The organism is Brenneria sp. hezel4-2-4 (assembly GCF_013155275.1).
GTDB lineage: Bacteria > Pseudomonadota > Gammaproteobacteria > Enterobacterales > Enterobacteriaceae > Brenneria.
This window is the reverse complement of record NZ_JABJXS010000016.1, coordinates 15,702-34,650: the sequence shown is the minus strand read 5'-3', so window position 1 is coordinate 34,650 and position 18,949 is coordinate 15,702. Positions and strand designations below refer to the sequence as shown.

General features: G+C 56.8%; 20 protein-coding genes. 9 read left to right on the top strand and 11 right to left on the bottom strand.

Annotated elements, in window-relative coordinates:
* The first annotated feature begins 74 nt into the window (after positions 1-74).
* Positions 75-1,103: an S-methyl-5-thioribose-1-phosphate isomerase gene (gene mtnA / locus HOY33_RS19190; RefSeq protein WP_172291671.1), complete on the top strand. Its 1,029-nt coding sequence runs from the start codon at positions 75-77 to the stop codon at positions 1,101-1,103.
* 193 nt (positions 1,104-1,296) lie between these two features.
* On the opposite strand, the gene HOY33_RS19185 is transcribed toward mtnA, so the two are convergent.
* Genes HOY33_RS19185 through HOY33_RS19175 form a run of 3 tightly spaced genes read right to left on the bottom strand, consistent with a single transcriptional unit; the run spans position 1,297 to position 3,154 of the window.
* Positions 1,297-1,842 carry an acireductone dioxygenase gene (locus tag HOY33_RS19185; protein ID WP_172291670.1) on the bottom strand — a complete coding sequence of 182 codons (546 nt, stop codon included), beginning with the start codon at positions 1,840-1,842 and terminating at the stop codon, positions 1,297-1,299.
* A complete protein-coding gene (mtnC, locus tag HOY33_RS19180) occupies positions 1,839-2,543 on the bottom strand; it encodes an acireductone synthase (protein WP_172291669.1) in 705 nt (234 codons plus the stop codon). The genes HOY33_RS19185 and mtnC overlap by 4 nt, the downstream gene beginning before the upstream one ends.
* Entirely contained in the window at positions 2,540-3,154 is a 615-nt protein-coding gene (locus HOY33_RS19175) for a methylthioribulose 1-phosphate dehydratase (protein WP_172291668.1), read from the bottom strand. The genes mtnC and HOY33_RS19175 overlap by 4 nt, the downstream gene beginning before the upstream one ends.
* Positions 3,155-3,305: 151 nt before the next feature.
* Here HOY33_RS19175 and HOY33_RS19170 point away from each other — a divergent pair, with 151 nt between their 5' ends.
* Both HOY33_RS19170 and HOY33_RS19165 read left to right on the top strand, forming a co-directional pair.
* On the top strand, positions 3,306-4,463 hold the full coding sequence (locus HOY33_RS19170) for a pyridoxal phosphate-dependent aminotransferase (protein ID WP_172291667.1): 1,158 nt from the start codon (positions 3,306-3,308) through the stop codon (positions 4,461-4,463).
* Positions 4,451-5,218 (top strand): amidohydrolase, encoded by a 768-nt coding sequence (locus tag HOY33_RS19165; RefSeq protein ID WP_172291666.1) that lies wholly within the window; start codon positions 4,451-4,453, stop codon positions 5,216-5,218. Before HOY33_RS19170 ends, HOY33_RS19165 begins: the two co-directional genes overlap by 13 nt.
* On the opposite strand, the gene hpxK is transcribed toward HOY33_RS19165, so the two are convergent.
* From hpxK to HOY33_RS19125, 8 genes are all read right to left on the bottom strand, one after another.
* Positions 5,208-6,482 (bottom strand): allantoate amidohydrolase, encoded by a 1,275-nt coding sequence (hpxK, locus tag HOY33_RS19160; RefSeq protein WP_172291665.1) that lies wholly within the window; start codon positions 6,480-6,482, stop codon positions 5,208-5,210. The genes HOY33_RS19165 and hpxK overlap by 11 nt on opposite strands.
* The gene (locus HOY33_RS19155) at positions 6,479-7,723 is read right to left on the bottom strand and encodes an alanine--glyoxylate aminotransferase family protein (protein ID WP_172291664.1); all 1,245 of its coding nucleotides are present in this window, start codon (positions 7,721-7,723) and stop codon (positions 6,479-6,481) included. The genes hpxK and HOY33_RS19155 overlap by 4 nt, the downstream gene beginning before the upstream one ends.
* Positions 7,724-7,898: 175 nt before the next feature.
* Positions 7,899-8,642 carry an amino acid ABC transporter ATP-binding protein gene (locus HOY33_RS19150; protein WP_172291663.1) on the bottom strand — a complete coding sequence of 248 codons (744 nt, stop codon included), beginning with the start codon at positions 8,640-8,642 and terminating at the stop codon, positions 7,899-7,901.
* The gene (locus HOY33_RS19145) at positions 8,623-9,276 is read right to left on the bottom strand and encodes an amino acid ABC transporter permease (protein WP_172291704.1); all 654 of its coding nucleotides are present in this window, start codon (positions 9,274-9,276) and stop codon (positions 8,623-8,625) included. The genes HOY33_RS19150 and HOY33_RS19145 overlap by 20 nt, the downstream gene beginning before the upstream one ends.
* Complete coding sequence (locus HOY33_RS19140) at positions 9,276-9,944, bottom strand: amino acid ABC transporter permease (protein ID WP_172291662.1); 669 nt, start codon at positions 9,942-9,944, stop codon at positions 9,276-9,278. Before HOY33_RS19140 ends, HOY33_RS19145 begins: the two co-directional genes overlap by 1 nt.
* 12 nt (positions 9,945-9,956) lie before the next feature.
* Positions 9,957-10,742 (bottom strand): transporter substrate-binding domain-containing protein, encoded by a 786-nt coding sequence (locus HOY33_RS19135; protein WP_172291703.1) that lies wholly within the window; start codon positions 10,740-10,742, stop codon positions 9,957-9,959.
* Positions 10,684-11,055 (bottom strand): hypothetical protein, encoded by a 372-nt coding sequence (locus HOY33_RS19130; RefSeq protein ID WP_172291661.1) that lies wholly within the window; start codon positions 11,053-11,055, stop codon positions 10,684-10,686. Before HOY33_RS19130 ends, HOY33_RS19135 begins: the two co-directional genes overlap by 59 nt.
* Positions 11,055-11,894 (bottom strand): MurR/RpiR family transcriptional regulator, encoded by an 840-nt coding sequence (locus tag HOY33_RS19125; protein WP_172291660.1) that lies wholly within the window; start codon positions 11,892-11,894, stop codon positions 11,055-11,057. Before HOY33_RS19125 ends, HOY33_RS19130 begins: the two co-directional genes overlap by 1 nt.
* Positions 11,895-12,122: 228 nt before the next feature.
* Here HOY33_RS19125 and HOY33_RS19120 point away from each other — a divergent pair, with 228 nt between their 5' ends.
* The 6 genes from HOY33_RS19120 (at position 12,123) to proW (ending at position 18,926) form a co-directional block, all read left to right on the top strand.
* Complete coding sequence (locus tag HOY33_RS19120) at positions 12,123-13,709, top strand: gamma-glutamyltransferase family protein (RefSeq protein WP_172291659.1); 1,587 nt, start codon at positions 12,123-12,125, stop codon at positions 13,707-13,709.
* Between the two features lie 24 nt (positions 13,710-13,733).
* Positions 13,734-13,931, top strand: coding sequence for an oxalurate catabolism protein HpxX (hpxX, locus tag HOY33_RS19115; protein WP_172291658.1), 198 nt, complete (start codon positions 13,734-13,736; stop codon positions 13,929-13,931).
* Positions 13,928-15,304 (top strand): AtzE family amidohydrolase, encoded by a 1,377-nt coding sequence (locus HOY33_RS19110; RefSeq protein ID WP_172291657.1) that lies wholly within the window; start codon positions 13,928-13,930, stop codon positions 15,302-15,304. The genes hpxX and HOY33_RS19110 overlap by 4 nt, the downstream gene beginning before the upstream one ends.
* A gap of 27 nt (positions 15,305-15,331) precedes the next feature.
* Positions 15,332-15,718: an oxalurate catabolism protein HpxZ gene (gene hpxZ, locus HOY33_RS19105; protein ID WP_172291656.1), complete on the top strand. Its 387-nt coding sequence runs from the start codon at positions 15,332-15,334 to the stop codon at positions 15,716-15,718.
* Positions 15,719-16,492: 774 nt separating this feature from the next.
* Positions 16,493-17,695, top strand: coding sequence for a glycine betaine/L-proline ABC transporter ATP-binding protein ProV (proV, locus tag HOY33_RS19100; RefSeq protein ID WP_172291655.1), 1,203 nt, complete (start codon positions 16,493-16,495; stop codon positions 17,693-17,695).
* Positions 17,688-18,926: a glycine betaine/L-proline ABC transporter permease ProW gene (gene proW / locus HOY33_RS19095; protein ID WP_172291654.1), complete on the top strand. Its 1,239-nt coding sequence runs from the start codon at positions 17,688-17,690 to the stop codon at positions 18,924-18,926. Before proV ends, proW begins: the two co-directional genes overlap by 8 nt.
* Positions 18,927-18,949 lie beyond the last annotated feature (23 nt).

Genomic DNA, 18,949 nt, shown 5'->3' with positions numbered 1-18,949 from the left:
CGTCTATACATCCATTCAACATATTGGCAGAATAAGAAAATTGACGCAATAACGCAACATGGATTTAACCACTAATGCAGAGAATTAACACAACCAGTCTGAAAATTGTTGACGGCCAACTTTGGATCCTCGATCAGCAGGCGCTGCCACAGGAAAAACGCTGGTGTCCCTGCCCGGAGGTGGCGACACTGGTTGATCATATTCAGGCGTTACGCGTGCGTGGCGCGCCGCTGATTGGCTTATCCGCCAGTTTGTTGCTGGCGTTACTGGCGAAGCAAGGGCTAAGCCGGCCCGAACTGACGTCGGCGCTGGAGACGCTGCGTGCGGCGCGTCCCACCGCGGTGAATCTGATGAATAATCTGGATCGGATGAAACAGGCGCTGGCGCAGCCGGAATTTATCCCTGCGATGGAACAGGAAGCGCTGCGGCTGGTTGAAGAAGATCGGGCGCTGTGCGAACGTATTGCCGATCATGGCGCCACGCTGGTGCGCCCCGACAGCCAGTTGCTGACCCACTGCAACACCGGCGGACTGGCTACCGCCGGTATCGGCACCGCCATCGGCGTACTGCTGCGTGCGCACCAGCAGGGAAAAGTCGCCCGGGTCTGGGTTGATGAAACCCGGCCGTTGCTTCAGGGCGGGCGGCTAACCGCCTGGGAACTGGGCGAATTAGGTATTCCTTATCAACTGATTTGCGATTCGATGGCCGCCGGCCTGATGGCGCAAGGGAAAGTGGACGCGGTATGGGTCGGGGCCGATCGCATTGCCGCCAACGGCGATGTCGCCAACAAAATAGGCACCTACAGTCTGGCGGTGCTGGCGCACTACCATCAGATCCCCTTTTACGTCGCCGCGCCGCATACCACGCACGATCCGGCATGTCCGAACGGCGGCGCCATTCCCATTGAGCAACGGGCATCCGCCGAGGTGACGGGCGTATGCGGCAGCTTCGGTAGCTGCCAGTGGGCGCCGCAACACGCCCCGGTCTATAACCCGGCGTTTGACGTCACCCCGGCTCGGCTTATCAGCGGTTGGGTGCTGGATACCGGCATCGTGACGCCGCAGGCGGTGCAAGAGGGGATTTTTAACTCGGCGCTGAAATAAAAAACTGGCGCATCTGAGGTTGCTGACAAAGTCGTCTGTAAGCCTGAGATACCCGGGCCTACCGTACCGAGGGGCGCTCCGGCGGCTTACGCCGCTACGGCCCTCGCCACGCTCTCCCTAATAACAGGCTTTGTCAATGGTCTGAGATGCGCCAGTCAAGCTGGCGCAGCTCTTTTACAAAAATCCCTCAAATTCAACCCGCCAGTTTCGGATACCCATCGGCGATCTTGTCGCCGGTAAAATGCGCGATCCAGCCTTCCGGGTTATCGAACAGCCGAATCGCGGTGAAATGCGGTTTCGGGCCCATATCAAACCAATGCGCGGTTCCCGCGGGAACCGACAGCAGATCGTTTTTCTCGCACAGGATCTGGAAGATCTTGCCTTGCAAGTGCAGGCAGAACAGCCCGGCGCCTTCCACGAAGAAACGCACCTCATCCTCGTCGTGCGTGTGTTCGGACAGAAACTTGGCGCGCAGTTCCGCGCGCTGCGGATTATCCGCCCGGATACTGATCACATCACAGCTCTGATAGCCTTTTTCCGCCACTAGCCGGTCGATATCGTGCCGATAAGCCGCCAGCACTTCTTCAGAATCTGGGTTGGCGCTTAACGGCTGATTCGCCTGCCAGCGCTCAAACCGCACGCCGATGTCGGCCAGTTGCTGACGGATAGCCTCCGCATCCTGACTTTGCCAAATCGGCTGGCTTGCATCGCTATCGCTAAAAATAGTCAGTGCGCTCATTGGGAATACTCCTGTACGTCAATCTGGTCAAAACGTGTCACCTGACGGTGACGGCTCAAATCATCAGCATCGGTACGGATGAGCTGACAGGTATGCCACCCCGCTTGCTGCGCGGCGTCCAATTCCTGACGGATGTCCGACAGAAAAAGCAGCTGCCCGGGGGGCAAATCGATGGATTGCGCAATGGTCTGGTAAGACGCCGTTTCGCGCTTCGCGCCGACGCGGGTATCAAAATAGTCGCTGAACAACGGGCGTAAATCCCCCGCCTCACTGTAACCAAAAAGCAGTTGCTGCGCCTCAACCGACCCCGACGAATAGACATACAGACGAATGCCTTGCCGCCGCCAGTCAGCCAGTCGTTCGGCGACGTCCGGGTAAAGATGCCCGCGGAAATCGCCGTTATGATAACCGGTACGCCAGATAATGCCTTGCAACAGCTTGAGTGCGGTCGATTTACGATCTTCGTCCATAAACTGATGGAGCGCCGCGATTAACGTCTCTTCATCAGCGTCTGGCCAGGTCAACTCCTGACGCAAAAGCGTCAGCGCCTGAGCGATCTCCTGATTGCCTTCTCCCTGACGCACGGTATCCGCCAGACGTTCACGGGCATAGGGGAACAATACATTATGGACAAAACGAATATCGCTGGTGGTGCCTTCAATATCCGTCACTATCGCTTTAATTGCGCGGGCCTGGCTCATTTGGCCTCCAGCAGTCGACGTTGCAGTTCGCACTGAAACAGGAACTCCAGCCCTTCCAGATGACGGCGCGCCTCTTGTACGCTCTCCCCCCAGCAATAGAGGCCGTGTCCACGCACCAGAAAACCGTAGCGTAACGGCTCATGCCTGGCACGCGCCGCCACCCGCTCGGCCAGCGCCGGAATATCCTGGTCGTTATCGAAAATCGGGATCGCCACCCGATCCAGATGGCTTTTCTGCCCCGCCAGCGACTTCTGCATTTCATACCCTTGCAGCACCAGTTCCGGCCCGGTTTCCACTCTGGAGAGGACGGTCGCGTTGACCGAATGGGTATGCAGCACCGCGCCAACCTGCGGATACGTCCGGTACAGCAGCGTGTGCAGCCCGGTTTCCGCTGAAGGCGAACGCCCGCTGGGGACGTGATTGGTGGCGATATCCACCAGCAGGAAATCATCAGCCTGCAAGCTGCCTTTATCCTTGCCTGATTGAGTGATCAGGCACTGTTGTTCATCAAGGCGCACGGACATATTCCCCCCGGTCGCCGGACACCAGCCTTTTTGCCCTATCCAGCGGCAGGCGGCGAGCAGTGCCGTAAGTTGCAGGTTTTCTGGCATAAAACTTCCTATTTGTGAGTGCTTAGTACTTTTTGTTATGTCTTAGCATTTAAAAGCATTTAGCCGTTTAAACGTCCAAGCGTCTTGATTGCCAAATACTACATCGTGTTATATTGTCAAGCAATACAGGTTTGCAGGAGTCCAATCCGCCATGAGCGCCGCGCTTATTCCCGAAAGTAAACTACCGTCTCTGGGCACCACTATTTTTACGCAGATGAGCGCTCTGGCTCAGCAGCATCAGGCCATCAATCTATCACAAGGCTTCCCCGACTTTGACGGCCCCGACTATTTACAGCAGCGACTGGCCTATCACGTCAGTCAGGGGGCGAATCAATATGCGCCGATGACCGGGATGGCCCCGCTGCGTACCGTGATTGCCGAGAAAACCGCCGAGCTATATGGCTGGAAACCTGACGCCGATAGCGAAGTGACCGTCACCGCCGGCGCCACGGAAGCCCTGTTTGCCGCCATTACGGCGCTGGTGCGTCCCGGCGATGAAGTGATCTGTTTCGATCCCAGCTATGACAGCTACGCCCCTGCGGTGGCGTTGGCAGGCGGGGTGCTGAAGCGCCTTGCTCTGCAACCGCCCGCTTTTCGCGTTGACTGGGCTGAGTTCGCCGCACTGCTCAGCGAGCGTACCCGGCTGGTGATCCTGAATACGCCGCATAATCCCTCCGCCACCGTATGGAAGAAAGAAGATTTCCACCAGCTTTGGCAGGCCATTGCCGCGCATGAGATCTACGTGCTGAGCGATGAAGTGTATGAGCATATTTGTTTTGCCGAAGAAGGTCACGCCAGCGTGCTGGCGCACCCGTCGCTGCGTCAGCGGGCCATCGCCGTGTCCTCATTCGGCAAAACCTTTCATATGACCGGTTGGAAAGTCGGCTATTGCGTCGCACCCGCCGCGCTGAGCGCGGAAGTACGCAAGATCCATCAATACCTGACCTTTTCAGTCAACACGCCAGCCCAATTGGCGATTGCCGACATGTTGCGTGAACGGCCGCAGCACTGGCGCGAACTGCCGGATTTTTACCGCGCCCGCCGCGATCGCTTCGTCAATGCGCTGGCGAGCAGCCGTTTTGACATTCTGCCCTGCGAAGGCACCTATTTCCTGCTGGCGGATTACCGTGCGATTTCCGATCTGGATGATGTCAACTTCTGCCGCTGGTTGACCGAGCATGTGGGCGTGGCCGCCATTCCGCTTTCCGTATTCTGCGCCGATCCCTTTCCCCATAAATTAATTCGGCTATGCTTTGCCAAACAGGAACCTACATTAGATGCGGCCGCGGAGCGTTTATGTCGACTTTAAAAATTTCATTGCTGCAACAACCGCTGGTCTGGCTGGATAGCGCAGCCAACCTGAGCCACTTTGATACGCTATTGGCCGACCTTACGGGCCGCGATCTGATCGTGTTGCCCGAGATGTTTACCACCGGTTTCGCCATGGAGGCGGCAAAGAACAGTCTGGAACAGTCGGTTGTCGAGAAGTGGCTGCATCAATGGGCGCAGAAAAATAATGCCTTAATCGGCGGCAGCATTGCCGTGCGCACGCCCAAAGGCGCGGTGAACCGTTTCCTGCTGGTCGATCCGCATGGTGAGGTTTACCAGTACGATAAACGCCATTTATTCCGCATGGCAAACGAGCATCAATATTATCAGGCCGGCGTGGAGCGTTTGATTATTGAATGGCGCGGCTGGCGGATTTGCCCGCTGATTTGCTATGACCTGCGCTTTCCGGTGTGGTCGCGTAACCGCCAGGATTACGACCTGCTGCTGTACGTGGCTAACTGGCCCGCGCCGCGTTCACCGCACTGGCAAACGCTGTTGGCGGCGCGGGCGATTGAGAATCAGGCCTACGTCGCGGGGTGCAACCGCGTGGGAAGCGACGGCAATGGCCACAGCTACCGGGGCGACAGCCTGATCGTTAACGCGCAAGGAGAGATTCTGGCGTCGGCGCCCGCCAACCAACCTGCGCGTCTGGATGCCGAACTGTCGCTGGAAGTATTGCAAAGCTACCGGGAATCCTTCCCGGCATGGCGTGATGCGGACCGGTTTACGCTATAAACAAGCGCTCGCCCTGATAGCCAAGAACCGTACTTGACCACGCCCTCAGCGCCAGCGCCACATCCGCCGCCGTCACCGATTCGTCAGGGTGATGGCTGACCCCGCCCCGGCAGCGAACAAACAGCATCGCGACCGGCCAGCGTTCGGCGATGGCGATGGCGTCGTGCCCCGCGCCGCTGGGCAGCAACAGATTTCGTCCCTGAACCTGCATCACCGCCTCGCTCAAACGCTGTTGCAGCGCCGCGTCGCAGCGGGTGGCGGCAATCCGATAATACTCTTCGGCCGCAAACCGACACCCGCGTTCGCCGGCAATCTCGTTACCCAGCGCCAGCAGCTTTTGCAGCAACGCATCCAGCGCCACATCTTCCGGCCCGCGAATATCCAGCGTTAACCGCACTTCGCCGGGGATAACGTTGGCGGCCCCCGGCAAACATTGCAGCGTGCCGAATGTGGCGACCAGATAAGGATCGCTTTCTTTCGTCAGTCTTTCCGCCCGCACCATCCACTCGGCCGCGGCCGCCAACGCGTCGTGACGCTGCGTCATCGGCACCGTACCGGCATGTCCGGCCAGCCCGTGAAAGGTACAGTTCAAGCGTCGGGCGCCGTTAATCGCCGTCACCACGCCTAACGCCAAATCCTGTTGTTCCAGACAAGGCCCCTGCTCGATATGCAGTTCCAGATAGGCGACGATATCGCCGACCGGACGCGCCGCCTGCGCGATCGCCCGCGGATCCAGTCCGACATTTTTCAACGCCTGTTCAACGGTGATGCCCTGCGCGTCCTGACAGCCAAGCCAGCTGTCGGGCCAGGTGCCGGTCAGTCCCCGGCTGCCCAGCAGGGTAATGCCGAAACGGGTCCCCTCTTCATCGCCAAATCCGACGATTTCCAGCGCCACCGGCAGGCGAATCTGTTGCCGATGCAGAAAACGCACCGTTTCAATGGCGGTCAACACCCCGAGCATGCCGTCATAGCGCCCGGCATTACGCACCGTATCAAGATGCGACCCCATCAGCAGCGCGGGCGCATTCGGGGCAAGCCCCTCATAACGGCCGCAAATGTTGCCGACGCTATCCTGCCAGACCCGCATACCGGCCTCACGCATCCATTCGCCGACCAGCGCGTTGGCGCGCAATTGTTCCGGCGACAGATACACCCGCGTGAGCTGTCCGACGGTTTCACTGATTTCCGCCAGCGCATCGCAGCGCCTCATGACTTGCTCAGCAGCGGCCAGCGCGGCGGACTCCGACATCAGGGCATGACTCATGCACGGCCCTCATCGGTAGCGTAGCAATCCCAGGCAGCCTGTAGCGCCGCGCCCTGAACCGAACGGAAGCCCAGACGGTTCAACACCGCTTCCAGCGCGCTCAGCGTTTGCATCACGCAATCTTTACGGGCGTTGTAGCCCATGGTGCCGATACGCCAGATCTTGCCCTGCAACGGCCCGAACGAGGTGCCGATTTCAATGGCGAAATCATCCAGCAGCATCTTGCGAACCTGCTCGCCGTGGATCCCGGGCGGGATCGCCACGCCCAGCACGTTATTCATCTTGTTGTCCAGATCGCCGAAAGTGTCCAGTCCCATGCCCTGAATACCGGCAACCAGCGCCTTACCGTGTAATGCATGGCGGGCAATACTCCGATCCAACCCTTCCTCAACAATCACCCGGGCGCATTCGCGGGCGGCAAACAGCATGCTGGTGGCCTCCGTGTGGTGATTCAGGCGTTCCGGCCCCCAGTAATCCATCACCATGCCGAGATCGAAATAGTTGGAGTAGATCATTTCGTCATCGCCGTCCTGATGAGCGTCGGTGCGAATACCTTGTTCGATACACTTGCGACGGCGGATCACCGCTTCCATCTGCGGGCTAAGCGTAATCGGCGAGCTACCGGACGGCCCGCCCAGACATTTTTGCAGACCGGCGGAAACCGCATCCAGCCCCCAGGCATCGGTCTCCAGGGCATTGCCGCCGAACGAAGCGGTCGCATCGGTATAAAACAGCACGCCGTGGCGGCGGCAAATATCGCCCAGTTCGGCCAGCGGCTGCAACATGGTGGTCGAGGTATCGCCCTGCACCGTCAGCAGCAGGCGGGGGCGCACGGTTTTGATGGCGTCTTCTATTTGATCCGGCGTGAAGACTTCACCCCAGGGCACCTCAATGGTATGGACGTCGGCGCGGCAACGACGGGCAATCTCACACAGCAGATGACCAAAGCGCCCGAACACCGGCACCAGCACTTTGTCGCCGGGGCGGATCGCCGACAGCAGAATGGCTTCGATTCCGGCGCGCGATGTTCCGTCCACCAGCATCGTCCAGCGGTTTTCGGTACGAAACAGTTGGCGATACAGATCCATCACCTGATTCATATAGTTGGTCATCGCCGGGTCGTATTGCCCGATCAACTGACTGGCCATCGCCCGCAATACACGCGGATCGGCGTTGATTGGCCCCGGCCCCATCAACAGCCGATAAGGGGGATTGATTTGCGCGTACAGTTCATTGTTCATTGTGGCTTGCTCCTCACCGAGAGAACCTTAGCTCCCGTATTACTTAGAAAAACCATGTCGATTACGAGAAAATTTCGGACGTGATAAAGCGTGGTTTTTTATGCGCTTTTTTGCCACGCCCGACCAAAACCGAGAAATAATCCAACCAACTGAGATAACTATTTTTAATCGGGCTTTACGCTTCGGAAAGCCCGCGAACCGAGGCGATAAATTGCTTCAACTCAGCGGTCTGCGGGTTGGCGAACAAGGTTTTGCTGTCGCCCTGTTCCCAGACTTTTCCCTGATGCATAAACACCACCCGGTCGCCGACTTCACGGGCAAAGTTCATTTCATGCGTCACCAGAATCAGCGTCATGCCCTCGGCGGCAAGCTGTTCCAGCACTTTCAGCACTTCGCCCACCAGTTCGGGGTCAAGCGCCGAGGTAATTTCATCGCACAGCAACACTTTCGGGTTCATCGCCAGCGCCCGCGCAATCGCCACGCGCTGCTGCTGACCGCCGGACAGATTGCCGGGATAATAATCCATGCGCTCGCCCAGCCCGACTTTGTTCAGCACCTGCTCGCCCAGTTCACGGCATTCCGCGGCGCTTTTGCCCAGCACCCGACGCGGCGCCAGCATCACATTCTCCAGCGCGGTCATATGCGGAAACAGGTTAAAGTTCTGGAACACCATCCCCACCGAGCGGCTAATCTCACGCGCCTGCGAGTCGCGGTTAGTCACCGTCATGCCGCCCAGCTTGATGCTGCCTTCCTGATACCCTTCCAGGCCGTTCATGCAGCGCAGCAGGGTGCTTTTACCGGAGCCGCTGCGCCCGATGATGGAAATGACCTCGCCCATTTCAATATCCAGATCCACGCCTTTCAGGACATGGTTCTGACCGTAATACTTCTGAACCTGATTAATGGTGATGAGCGGCATTGAATTTCCTCTCCAGATAGCGGCTGTAATAAGAAAGCGGATAACACATCAGGAAATAACCCAGCGCCACCAGTCCAAAAACTTTAAACGGTTGATACGTCACGTTGTTCAACATGGTTCCCGCTTTCGTCAGCTCAATAAAACCGATAATCGACGCCAGCGCCGTTCCCTTTATCACCTGTACGGAAAAACCGACCGTCGGCGCGATGGCGATACGCATCGCCTGCGGCGCAATCACCCGGTAGAGCGTTTGTCTGAAGCTCAGCCCCAGACAGCGTGAAGCCTCCCACTGCCCTTTCGGCAATGCATCGACGCTGCCGCACCAGATATCCACCAAAAACGCGCTGGTAAACAGCGTCAGCGCCACCGCGGCGGCCGTCCAGGGGCTGACATCAATACCAAACAGCGCCAAACCGAAAAACGCCAGGAACAGTTGCATCAGCAACGGCGTACCCTGAAACAGTTCGGAATACAGACGGATAATACGCGTCGGCCATTTGCGTTTGGTCAAGCGCAGCAACATCAACGGCAATGTCACCAGCGCGCCGCCGATAAACGCCGTCAGCGACAGCAGAAGCGTCCAGCGCGCCGCGAGCAGCAGGTTGCGGACAATATCCCAGTCAGTAAATGTCATCATGGTTGCTGACTCCCCAGAAAACGCCGGCCCGCCAGCAGTAATAACTGGCGCATCAGGACGGACAACGCCAGATAACACAACGTAGTCACCAGATACACCTCGAAACTCAGAAACGTACGCGATTGGATCAGGTTGGCGGCAAAGGTCAGTTCCTCATAGGAAACCTGCGAGACCACCGACGATCCCAACATCACGATAATGCACTGGCTCACCAGCGCCGGGTAAATCCGCTGCAACGCCGGCGGCAGAATCACCCGAAAGAAGGTCTGGCTGCGCGTCAACCCGAGAACCCGGGCGGCTTCCCATTGGCCTTTCGGCGTCACCTGAATACCGGCGCGGATAATTTCCGTGCTGTAGGCGCCCAGGTTGATCAGCATCGCCAGCAACGCGGCCTCGCCGGCGGTCAATTTCCACCCCAGGCTCGGCAAACCAAACACGATAAAAAACAGCTGCACCACAAACGGCGTATTGCGTATCAACTCAACATACATACCCCACAGTTTGCTCAGCAGGGTGGGCTTGCCGCTACGCAAAGCCGCACCACAGATACCGATAGCAATACCGCCGATAGTCGCCATCGCCGTCAGCTCAATGGTCACCCGTAAACCCGCCAACAGCTCAGGCCAGAACGGCCATAGCGCGGTAAAATTAAGCTGATAGGTCATGGCAAACCCTCCTTATGCTTTGATGCTGTCTGGCAGCGGCGCTTTCAGCCATTTTTCAGACAGGCTATTGAGCGTGTTGTCTTTCAACGCCTGCTCAATCAATGCATCCACTTTCGCTTTCAGGGCCGGCTCGCCTTTTTTGAAGCCGATGTAGCACGGAGAATCTTGCAGCATGAATTTCGCCACCGGCGCCTTGGTCGGGTTCTGCTCGGCAAGCGCCGCCACCACCAGGTTGCCGGTGGCGATATATTCCACCTGACCGGACAGATAGGCGGACAGCGTGGTGTTGTTGTCTTCGTAACGCTTAATCTGCGCGTCTTTCGGCGCGATCTCCGTCAATACCATGTCTTCCACCGCCCCGCGCGTTACGCCGACGCTTTTACCCGGCAATGCTTCAGGCGAACTTAATTCGCTGCCCTGCGGGCCAAACACCCCCAGGAAGAACGGCGCATAGGCGCGGCTGAAGTCGATCACCTTTTCACGCTCGGCGTTTTTACCCAGGCTGGAAATCACCAGATCGACCTTATTGGTTTGCAAATAAGGCACGCGGTTGGCGCTGGTTACCGGCACCAACTGCAACTTCAGTTTCATCTCTTGCGCCAGATAACGCGCAATATCGATGTCATAACCCTGCGGTTGTAAATCCGTTCCTACCGATCCGAACGGCGGGAAATCTTGTGGTACGGCAACGCGCAATACGCCGCGCTGCTCGATATCCTTTAATTGATCGGCCATCACGCTACCGGCCTGAGTCAGTAACAGCGCTGCGCCTACTATCGCCAGCAAACATTTTTTGATGCTCATATTCTGCCCCCAGTTGGTTTTTTATTGAAACGAAAAATTCTCTAACAGCAAACGGTGAAACTATTGTTGCAATAAACCAAGCAAGGAACATGCCAGTCTCAAAGCGCGTGGATTTTGTGGCGCCGGCGCCGCGCCGTGGAAAGAGCGGGTCATCAAAAAGCAGCATTCGCTCGCGGTTCAGGGGATAAAATGCCCGCCAGCGCAGGCATGAGGAGAAAGGCGTACGACAGAAAAACGAAACAACAGGTGGGATAAATAGAACCTCAAAAGCACCAAAATAGTGCAAAGCACCATTTTTGCGCCCCATTATCGCTGTTCCAGCTCATCCAGCTCGGCGTAAAGATCGGCAATATGGTGAATACGCTGACGGCCGTCACGCAACATTTCATGCAACAACGCATTGCTCAGCAGATTGACCAGGCTCATGGCGGAAGCGTAGCTGTCAAAAGCGGAAACGCTATCCAGCGGCGCGCACAGCGACCACTTCGCCAGCGATAACAAGCTGTGCGCCTGCGGCTCGCACAACAGCAGCACCGGAACCTGCCGGGCATGCAATTCGGTCAACAAGGGCTGAATCAGCCGCGGACGGCGGCGGAACGCCACAACAATCACCACGTCCTGCGCGCCCAGATCCACCAGTTCTTCCGACAACGTTTGACCCGGCTGCGCCAGCAGCGTCACCTGCCGGCGGATCTGCAACAGTTGCTGGCGCAGATGCAACGCCACCGGATAACTGTTTCTTAACCCCATGATACACAAGCGTTTTGCTTGCATCATGGCGTCAATAACCGCCCTGAATCGCAACGGTTCAATCTGGTTAATCCACTGGGTAAGATTCGCCATTTCCTGCTTGTAATGCCGCGCCAACAGCGTGTTGCCCTGCACCGCGTCACGGTTATCCGCCAGCGGCATGCCGCTTTGACGCAACGTGCGCAGTTCTTCGCGCACGGCACGGTAGCTGGGATAGTCAAGACGTTTGAACAAACGACTGACCGTCGCTTTGGATACGCCGCTAAGCCGCGCCAGTTCAGCGCTGTTATAGCTGATCAGATCGTCGAAGTGATCGAAAATAAAATCAGCCACCCGCTGTTCCTGCGGAGAAAGCTCGCTATAACGGCCTCGCAATCGTTCATCAATCTGTTTCATAACGCTGTCACCTGTCGGCTGTAACTTTCGTTTCAGTTTTGTCTTTTGTTTCATCGCAACATAACATAAGCCAGTGATGATTAGACAGATAGAAAAACTGGAACAGCGTTTGCTTAAAACGACTGTTGCTTAACAAGGCGGTACTCGGCAACACAAAATAACGGCGCATGACGCAATAACGTCGTCTGACAACTCCCCTACCGCCGGACAAAAAAAAGGAACCTCGGCATGATGCAAAGTAATACCGCGCCACTGGGTATGGCAGTAACGCCACACCATTTAGCCAGCGCCAGTGCGCAAGCTATTCTCCGTGAAGGCGGCAATGCGATTGAAGCAATGGTGGCCGCGGCGTCGACTATCGCCGTGGTCTATCCCCACATGAACGGGCTAGGCGGCGATGGTTTTTGGCTAATTCTTCCCCCGGACGGAGAACCGATCGCCATTGATGCCAGCGGCGCGGCGGGTTCATTGGCGAACCGCGACTTTTATCAGGGAGAAAAGCAGATCCCGCACCGCGGCCCCAAAGCGGCATTGACCGTCGCCGGTACGGTGGGCGGGTGGCAGGAAGCGCTGGCCTTCTCGCAGGAACTGGGCGGAACCCCGCTGCCCCTCGCCCGTTTGCTCGCCGATGCGATTCGCTATGCCGCCGGCGGCATTCCTGTCACCCAGTCGCAGGAAGATGCCCTGACGCAACACCATCACGAATTGTCCTGCTTTGCGGAGTTTAGCCGGATCTTTATGCCGCAGGGCGCTATTCCCCGCGCGGGCGGGCGCTTCACCCAGCCGGATCTGGCCGAAACCCTAACCACGTTGATGCAGGAAGGATTGGACAGTTTTTATCGCGGTTCGCTGGCAGAGCGTTTTGCCGCTCAGATGGCGCGCTTAGGCATGCCGCTGACGTATGATGATTTGGCGAACTATCGCGCCAAACGCACCACGCCGTTGCGGCTGAAACATAGCAAGGGCGATATTTATAACCTCGCGCCTCCGACGCAAGGATTGGTTTCATTAGCGATCCTCGGCTTAACCGATCATCTTGGCATGGAAGATTTAAACGATAGCCAGACCATTCACCGTATCGTCGAATCCACCAAGCTGGCTTTCGGACTGCGCGATCGTTTTATTACCGACCCGAAAATGATGACGCAGGATGTTCAGGAACTGCTGGAGCCTGACCAACTTGGCGTATTGGCCCAGCGGATTAATACCCGGCAGGCCGCGCCGTGGGGAGCGGGAAAAGGCCCCGGCGACACGGTATGGATGGGCGTTTGCGATAGCAGCGGGCTGTGCGTGTCCTTTATTCAGAGTATCTACCACGAATTCGGCAGCGGCATGGTGCTGCCCGGAACCGGCGTACTGTGGCAGAACCGGGGCGCCTCTTTTAGCCTGGATCCCCAGCATTTACTGGCGCTGGAACCCGGCAAGCAACCGTTCCATACCTTGAATCCGGCGGCCGCGAGGTTGGCCGACGGTCGTACCATGGTGTATGGATCAATGGGAGGCGACGGACAGCCTCAGACACAGGCGGCGTTGTTTATCCGCCATATCCTTCAGGGCTTGCCCCTGCAACAGGCCATTACGGCCCCACGCTGGTTATTAGGCAGAACCTGGGGACAGTCTTCCGACACCTTAAAGCTTGAAGACCGTTTTAAACCCGCCACCCTCGACGCGCTGCGCGCATTAGGCCATGACGTCGAATTATTGAGCAGCTTCAGTGAAACCGTGGGTCACGCCGGGGCTATCGTCCGCCATACCAACGGTATGCTGGAAGGAGCATTTGATCCGCGCAGCAACGGCAGTGCGGCGGGCTTTTAATTCATCTCGCGGGAGAGAAAACCAATGAGTGCAAAATCAACCGATAACGCCGTACTGACGGCGTATCTGCAACAAATGGAAACCTTGCTGGCCTTGCCATTAACCGATGATCGACGTCAGGAGTTGTTGATCCAGTTCAGCCGAATTCATGCGATGGCGCAGCCGTTGATGGATTTTCCGCTCAATGAACGTCAGGAAATCGCCGGAGTCTACCAGCTATGAACGATCCTCAGCCCTTGTCCATCAGACAGATCCAACAGGCGCTGCTGGCGGGCGAACTCTCGGCCAGAGAGCTGGCGCAACGCACGCTGGACGCCATTGAGCAGACCAACCCCACAATCAATGCCTATACGCAGATAACCCGCCAGCGCATGCTGGACGAGGCCGAGACGCTCGATCGTCAGCGCCGGCGCGGCGAGCCGTTGCCCGCACTGGCCGGTGTGCCTTACGCCGTGAAAAATCTGTTTGACGTTGCGGGTGAAACCACGCTGGCAGGGGCGCAGTTATTCAGCCGGCGCCCGCCCGCATCGCAGGACGCGTTCGCCATACGGCAGTTAGCCCGTCAGGGGGCGCTTCTGTCCGGTATGCTCAATATGGATGCCTACGCCTACGGCTTCACCACGGAAAACAGTTATTACGGCGCAACGCGTAATCCGCTCGATAAACAGCGTATTGCCGGGGGATCGTCCGGCGGCTCCGCCGCGGCGGTGGCTGCCGGGCTGGTCAATTTCAGTCTGGGCAGCGACACCAACGGATCGATTCGGGTGCCCTCCTCGCTGTGCGGTATTTTCGGCCTGAAGCCCACTTTCGGCCGTTTGTCGCGCAGCGGCAGCCACCCGTTCGTCGCCAGCCTCGATCATATCGGCCCGATGGCCCGCTGCGCCGAAGATCTGTCGCTGGTTTTTGATGCGCTGCAAGGTCAGGATGAATCAGACCGCTTTCAGGCCGAAAGGCCGCCCCTGACATGTGCCGAACAATTAGCCGAAGGAAATACCGGCCTGCGCTGCGCCGTGCTGGATGGCTATTTCTCCGAGTGGAGCGGCAGCGAAGCCAAAACCGCGCTGCAACAGGTTGCTCGGGCGCTGAACGCCCAGGCCAGCGTGACCCTACCGGAAGCGGCCCTGGCGCGTACCGCGGCATTTATCCTTTCCGCCAGCGAAGGCGGGAATCAATATCTCCCCGCCCTGCGCGATACGCCGGAGCAGTTTGAACCCCACTCTCGTGAACGCCTGCTGGCCGGCGCCATGATCCCCGCCGCCTGGTATGTACAGGCGCAGCGTTTTCGCGACTATTTCCGTCAACAGGTTTTGCCGCTGTTCGAACACACCGACCTGCTGATTGCCCCGGCGACGCCCTGTTGTGCAACCCTTATCGGACAGGAAACGATGCGCATCAACGGCGTCGATCTGCCGGTACGCGCCAGCATGGGCATGCTTACCCAGCCGATTTCTTTCGTCGGCTTGCCGGTTGTCACCGTACCGATAAAGACCGCCGGCGGGCTGCCAATCGGTATTCAAATCATCGCCGCGCCCTGGCGCGAAGACCTCTGCCTGCGTGCCGCCTGGGCGCTGGAGCAGCAGGGCTGTTGTTTATAATGTTTGTTGTTCTAAGGAGTCTTACTGATGCTGCCTGATGACATTAATCAGCCCGACGTGTTGGCTGAAGTGACCGAGGCCTTTTATCGTTATGAGAAGGCCTTGACCGGTAACGATATCGACGTATTAGATGAACTGTTCTGGCATAGCAGTCTGACCGTTCGCTATGGCGCGAGTGAAAATCTGTACGGCATTGATGAAATTCGCGCGTTCCGCAATGCCCGCCCGTCCGCCGGTCTGGATCGGCAACTGCAAAATACGGTGATCACCACATATGGTCACGATATGGCGGTAGCCAGTACTGAATTCCGGCGGGAGGGCAGCGCCAAAACCGGCCGCCAGATGCAAACCTGGATGAAAATGCCTGAAGGATGGCGCATCATTGCCGCGCATGTCAGCCTGATGACCGAGTAATTTTAAATACATGGCCGCGATGACATCCTGCTACGCCTCTGGCGGATAGCGGTGTCATGGCGCCATTCATCTACTTACGCGCTTGCGGGCATATTGGCTGTCCGCCTCTTGAAATTCGTTGGGGATATCGTCTTACTTAAGACGTGGAAATAATGCTGATTATCCGCCTTGTCGGCCGTTCATTACGTACTGCCCCAGTCACCGCGATTGGCAAAAAATTATCCGCAGAGAAAGGATAATAGTGTTAGCTGAATCACACTATCGGCGCACACAATATTCGCCAGGATTAGCTGTACGCCACACATCCATTTACGCCACAAAATCATCTCGCCTATTTTTGCTATAATTATCGTCGCGGCGGCGATTTGCATAAATTATTGTGCACGGAAATCGACCTATTTCGCTGCCTGACAGGCAGAATCATTATTTTATATCGCTCCGTATTTTATTGATAAAACAAACAATAATCATCGATTTCCCGCTTATGAAAAGCGCTTATTTCACACCGGTGGAAATCACAACACAACAGCATGGTAATACATTGTTTTCAAAACATAAAAAAACAAACACCAGCAATATTCAAATCAAAAAATCTTATCCAGTTATATGAAAATAATAGTATTAAAAGCACACTAATCACCCTGTAGCGATTACAACCAATTCGGAGTGCGGGGGGTTGTCTCAGAATCTCATTATGGTAGGGTATGTGGCGTTTAATCATTACCAGGACAAACGTTATAGAATTATAAATGACCATAGGAAAACAACAATTTCATGGCAATTAAACTTGAAGTAAAGAATCTTTATAAGATATTTGGCGAGCATCCTAACCGGGCATTTAAACTGATTGATAAAGGTTTAACCAAAGATCAGATATTTGAAAAAACGGGTCTGACACTCGGTGTGAAAGATGCCAGTCTGGCCATTGAAGAAGGCGAGATATTTGTCATCATGGGATTATCCGGTTCCGGCAAATCAACCATGGTACGCCTTCTCAATCGTCTGATAGAACCCACTCGCGGTCAGGTTCTGATTGATGGCGAAGATATCGCTCAGATATCCGACGCAGCGCTGCGCGACGTGCGGCGTAAAAAAATCAGTATGGTGTTTCAGTCTTTTGCGTTAATGCCGCATCTGAATATTCTCAACAATACGGCGTTTGGCATGGAGTTGGCCGGAATACCGAAAGCCGAACGCGAACAGAAAGCGCTGGATGCGCTACAACAGGTGGGATTGGAGAATTACGCCAATTCATACCCGGACGAACTCTCCGGCGGGATGCGTCAGCGTGTCGGGCTGGCGCGGGCGCTAGCCAATAACCCGGATATCCTGCTGATGGATGAAGCTTTCTCCGCGCTCGATCCGCTTATTCGTACGGAAATGCAGGATGAACTGATCAAGCTTCAGTCACGTAACCAACGCACCATCGTGTTTATTTCGCACGATCTGGATGAAGCCATGCGCATCGGCGATCGTATCGCCATTATGCATGGCGGTGAAGTGATTCAGGTCGGCACGCCGGACGAGATTCTGAATAACCCGGCCAACGACTACGTTCGCACCTTTTTCCGCGGCGTGGATATTAGCCATGTTTTCAGCGCCAAGGATATCGCTCGCCGTCGTCCGGTCACGCTTATCCGTAAAACACCGGGCGTCGGGCCGCGTTCCGCGTTGAAAATACTGCAAGACGAAGACCGCGATTACGGCTACGTGCTGGAGCGAGGACAAAAATTTATCGGCGTCGTCTCCATCGACTCACTGAAACAGGCCTTGAAGGAACAACAGCCGCTGGAACATGCGTTGTTATCCGATCCGGCTCCTGTGCCCGCAGATATGTCGCTCAATGAACTGATCTCGCAGGTCGCGCAAGCCCCCTGCGCTGTCCCGGTGATCGGTGAAAACAACGAGTACATTGGCATCATTTCAAAAGGAATGCTGCTACAGGCGCTGGATAAGGAAGGAGTGACCAATGAGTAAATCAACCGCAAATCCATGGGAAAACAGCACCGCGCCTGAGCAAGGCGCCGATCAAGCCGTCGGCCAGCATGACGTTGCCGCGCAAAGCGATCCCTGGGCGGCAACGACGCCAAACGCCCCTCAGGGGGAAAATACCGCCGTACCTGATGCCGGCACGCAGAGCGATCCCTGGTCCACCGGTAGCGCCGCTCAGGATGCGCCCGCCAACGGCGCGGATGCCTGGAATGCCGCGCCGCCGGCACAGGGAGCGCCCGACGCGGCGCAGTCGGGCAGCGACTGGCTCAACAGCGCCCCGCCTGCCGAGCCGGAACATTTCAACCTGCTCGATCCATTCAAGGATACCCTCATCCCATTGGATCACTGGGTAACCAACGGGATCGACTGGGTGGTGCTGCACTTCAGACCCGTATTTCAGGGGATCCGTGTGCCGGTCGATTTTATTCTGAGCGGCTTTCAGCAACTGCTGCTCGGCATGCCCGCCCCGATCGCGATCCTGGTGTTCTCACTGATCGCCTGGCAGATGTCCAGCTTCAGCATGGGGATCGCCACGTTGATTTCACTGGTGGCCATTGGCGCTATTGGCGCATGGTCGCAGGCGATGGTGACGCTGGCATTGGTGCTGACCGCTCTGTTCTTCTGCATGCTGATTGGGCTACCGATGGGGATCTGGCTGGCGCGCAGCGAACGGGCCGCAAAAATCATCCGACCGCTGCTGGACGCCATGCAGACAACGCCGGCCTTTGTCTATCTGGTGCCGATCGTCATGTTATTCGGTATCGGTAATGTGCCGGGCGTGGTGGTGACCATCATCTTTGCCCTGCCGCCGATTATTCGTCTGACAATCCTGGGTATCCGTCAGGTGCCGGCCGACTTGATTGAAGCGGCCGAATCCTTTGGCGCCAGCCCTCGTCAAATGCTGTTCAAAGTCCAGTTGCCGCTGGCGATGCCAACCATTATGGCCGGCGTGAACCAGACCTTGATGCTGGCGCTGTCGATGGTGGTTATTGCCTCCATGATCGCGGTTGGCGGTTTAGGCCAAATGGTGCTACGCGGCATTGGCCGACTGGATATGGGACTGGCGGCCGTCGGTGGCGTCGGTATCGTTATTCTGGCCATTATCCTCGATCGTCTGACTCAATCTTTGGGTCGTGACAGACGCAGCAAAGGCAGTAAAAGCTGGTATACCGTCGGCCCGATCGGCCTGGTGACCCGTCCTTTCATCAAGCAGTAATTTATTTGCCCCAACGGTCTGGC